General features: G+C 36.4%; 2 protein-coding genes and 2 pseudogenes. 1 reads left to right on the forward strand and 3 read right to left on the reverse strand.

The window, feature by feature from the left end:
• Positions 1-122 precede the first annotated feature (122 nt).
• The 3 genes and pseudogenes from H6G97_RS47675 to devC all read right to left on the reverse strand — a co-directional run bounded on the left by H6G97_RS47675 (position 123) and on the right by devC (position 3,290).
• Positions 123-1,153: pseudogene (locus H6G97_RS47675) on the reverse strand (IS630 family transposase).
• 233 nt (positions 1,154-1,386) lie between these two features.
• Entirely contained in the window at positions 1,387-2,067 is a 681-nt protein-coding gene (locus H6G97_RS47680; RefSeq protein ID WP_190947325.1) for a DevA family ABC transporter ATP-binding protein, read from the reverse strand.
• An 80-nt stretch (positions 2,068-2,147) separates the two neighbouring features.
• The gene (devC, locus tag H6G97_RS47685) at positions 2,148-3,290 is read right to left on the reverse strand and encodes an ABC transporter permease DevC (RefSeq protein WP_199350152.1); all 1,143 of its coding nucleotides are present in this window, start codon (positions 3,288-3,290) and stop codon (positions 2,148-2,150) included.
• 10 nt (positions 3,291-3,300) lie between these two features.
• On the opposite strand from devC, the pseudogene H6G97_RS47690 reads away from it, so the two are divergent.
• Positions 3,301-3,634 (forward strand): annotated as a pseudogene (locus tag H6G97_RS47690) (transposase); the annotation flags it as partial.

Raw genomic sequence — 3,634 nt, forward strand, 5'->3', positions numbered from 1 at the left:
TATACGAACTGTCGAAGCTGGGGTCATGCTCTACAACTGCTGAAATGCTTTCTATATATACATTTTCGCAGTTTTTGATCCCCTTTTTTCAGATTTGGTGAGAAATCCGCGATATAGCAATCCTAAATGAGTTGTGAAAAAAATGGACCATACATAAATATCTTTGGAAAGTCAAAAACTTGATAATGAGTAACAAGTTCAAACAATCTCTTGACATGAGAAAATGATTTGCATAAGTGATAAAACTCTCGAATAAACTTTTTCGCGTGCAACCAGATGTCTTCTACAGGATTTTGTGTTGGATCGTTAGGTGCAAATCGAATACAAGTAACTTTATATTCATCTTCATTTAAGCCTTGATTAATAGTATCTAAATAAGCTTTAAATTCATTGGAACGGTGATAACTAGCTCCATCCCAAATCAAGGCAATACGGCTTTTGGGGTACTGAGAAATTAAATATTCTACGAAAGCGATTGCATTGCTAGAATCACCCTTTTTACAAGGCTTAATTAAAAACTCTTGGGTGTAATAATTTAGAGCACCGAAATAGGTTTGTCGTTGTCGTTCATTGATAACTGGAACTTCAATCCGTTCCTTAGTGTTTCCTCAAATATAACCACAAATATCTCCCCATAATAAGTGACATTCATCTTCAAAGAAAACTACGAGTTCGCTAGACACTATCTCTTGCTGGTGTGCAGTCAGCCATGCTGTTATTTCTAGTTTTTTTTTGCAACTAAATCCGGGTCTTTACGAAGATTATTTTTTTGTGTCTTCTTCCAACTTATATTAGCCTGCTTCAATAAGTCATAGTAACTTTGATTCGACTGAAAAACTACATTAAAGTTATCTGATAAATACTCTTTTAATTCTGATAAATGCCAGTAATTCTTCTGTTGTAGCCAGCCTAACAATATTTGTTTTTGTGTCGAATCAAGATAACTTTTTGATCCTTTGTATCCTAGCCTCAGTCCGCTAATACCCTGTTCTATAAATATATATTTCCATTTATTTACAAAACCTAGAGACACTCCTAAAATCTTTCCAATTGTTGAATGTTTATAGTTTTGCATCACCATTTGTACAGAAAGTGCCCGTTTTAATTCTCTGGGATCTGGGTTCGTTTGAATAAACTCTATCAACTCTTCCATCTGTACTGCTATGCACCCTATCACTACTGCCAATATTCACCATATCAACAACTGTGATTTTTCACAACTCATTTAGGATTGCTATATGCTTAAATATTCAATTCGTTTATTACTCCATTATCTCAAGTATGGACGAATACCTGTATTTAGTTGATTCATCCCGCATTTATGCAACGCCCAAACTTTTATTACGTACCTCATAAATCTGCAATACGCTGTGTTATTGCTATGCTTCAACTTGTTGTTACTAAATTACCATCTTGCATATCTACAATGCGGTCTGCAATGTCGAGGATACGGTTGTCATGAGTAACTAATAAAATAGTACAACCTTGTTCTTTTGCTAATTTCTGCATTAGGCTAACCACATCTCTACCCGACTTACTATCTAAAGCAGCAGTGGGTTCGTCCGCTAAGACAATTTTGGGATGACTAACTAGCGCACGCGCTATAGCGACTCGTTGTTTTTGTCCTCCAGACAAATCATTTGAATAATAATTCAAACGCGATCCTAAACCTACAGTCTCTAATATTTCTTGTGATCGAGTTTGCATTTGGGAAACTGAAAGGTTTTTATGTACTTCCAAACTCATTTTCACATTTTGTAATGCGGTTAAGCTACCATGCAAATTATGTGCTTGGAAAATATAACCGTTACTCCGTCGCACTTGGGTTAATTGTTTTGGGCTGGCATCACGTAATTCGTGTCCTAATACCCGTAAGGTACCTGATATAGCAGAACGTAATCCGCCTATTAAAGTTAGCAGGGTTGTTTTACCAGAACCAGATGGACCAGTCATGATAATAATTTCACCTGCATTAATTTCTAAATTAATATCAAATAAAACTTGCTTTCGCAACTGACCGCTACCAAAGTAGTGATTGAGATGTTTTATCAACACAACAGGTTCCATAAAATTTGAGATCCATTAGTTTTTTAGTTCTGAGTTATGATTACTTACTGCTATCTTGTTAACTGGAAGTTTGTCAACCGTTAAAACATATCAGCAGGGTCGGCAGATTGCAATTTACGAGTGGCGATCGCTCCAGAAATAATACACATTATCAATGTTAGTATTAGTACTGTAAACGCTCTTGCTAAGGTCATATAAATCGGAAGATTAGTTGCATTCCGCGTTAGTTGATATAATCCCATAGGTATTATCACACCTGGTATAAATCCTAACAATGCCAAAATGAATGCTTCTTCAAGCACAATGGTAAGTAGGTAGCGATTGTGATATCCCATTGCTTTGAATGTCGCGTATTCTTTGATGTGAGCATTTACATCTGTGGAGAGAACTTGATAAACAAGAATTGTGCCAACTATAAAGCCCATTGCCGTTCCTAATCCAAAGATAAAGCCTATAGGAGATTGACTTGCCCAATAATCATTCTCAAATTGAATAAATTCTTTGTGAGTAAGAACTTTGACATCATTGAATTTTCGGAAATAATCTTTAAGGTGTTTTGCTACTTCAACGGGATCGTAGCCTGGTTTAACTTGAATTAAAGCAAGATTGATACTACTTACCTTTTGTCTGGGAAATACACGTAAAAAATTATCGTCGCTAGTAATTAAGTTAACATCAGCCGCAAAAGAGGGCCCTAAACTAAATAATCCACCAATTTTGATAGTACGTCCTTCTATCTCGGTAGTAACAACTTTACCTTGTTCTACTTGCGGGATTACTTTTTCGTATTCTCCTTTGCTTTCGCGGTCGAATAAGAATGTATCTGGTAATTCAGTTAAATGCAATTGTTGCTCAACAGATGGCAAGTTAAAAGCTGAACTTTTGGGACTAATTCCTATGAGTTGAATAGACTTTTTCTTGCGAGTTTGGGGATTCTTCCAATCGATAATATTAACATACATAGCTTCTGCTGAACTTACCCCTGCTATATCTTTAGTCTGATACATTCGCCGACGTGAAAATGTAGACATATTTTGTATATTCCGGGCTTTGGGACTAACTAAAATAATATCTGTATTTAAAGAGCGATTGAGGCGAGTGTTACTATTGTATAGCGCTGATTGAAAACCTAGCTGCATAAACATTAGAACATCAGCAAAAGCAATACCTGATAATGCTACTAATAATCGGCTTTTTTCATGGCTTAATTGCAGCCATCCCAAAGGTGTTCGCGGTAAACATTTATTAGCATCAAAGCTACGTGCCTCTAACGTAGACCCGGCGGAAGGAGCATTAGAAGAGTTACAAAGAATTATAAAACTAATCCGCTTACGCTGGGGGGAAGTGAAAATTCTGATTCGGGGAGATAGTGCTTATTCTAGAGAAGAGATTATGGCATGGTGTGAATCACAAAGAGAGATTGATTATGTGTTTGGATTGGCGCAAAACAGTCGATTAATTCAGCTTTCACAACCAATTAAATACCGCGCTTCTCTTGAATATGAACAAAAACTGAAGCCAGTAGTTGAGTTTTTTGAATCCTTATTTGCACCAACACCGGATTTGC

Source organism: Nostoc flagelliforme FACHB-838, assembly GCF_014698065.1.
GTDB classification, from domain to species: Bacteria; Cyanobacteriota; Cyanobacteriia; order Cyanobacteriales; family Nostocaceae; genus Nostoc; species Nostoc flagelliforme_B.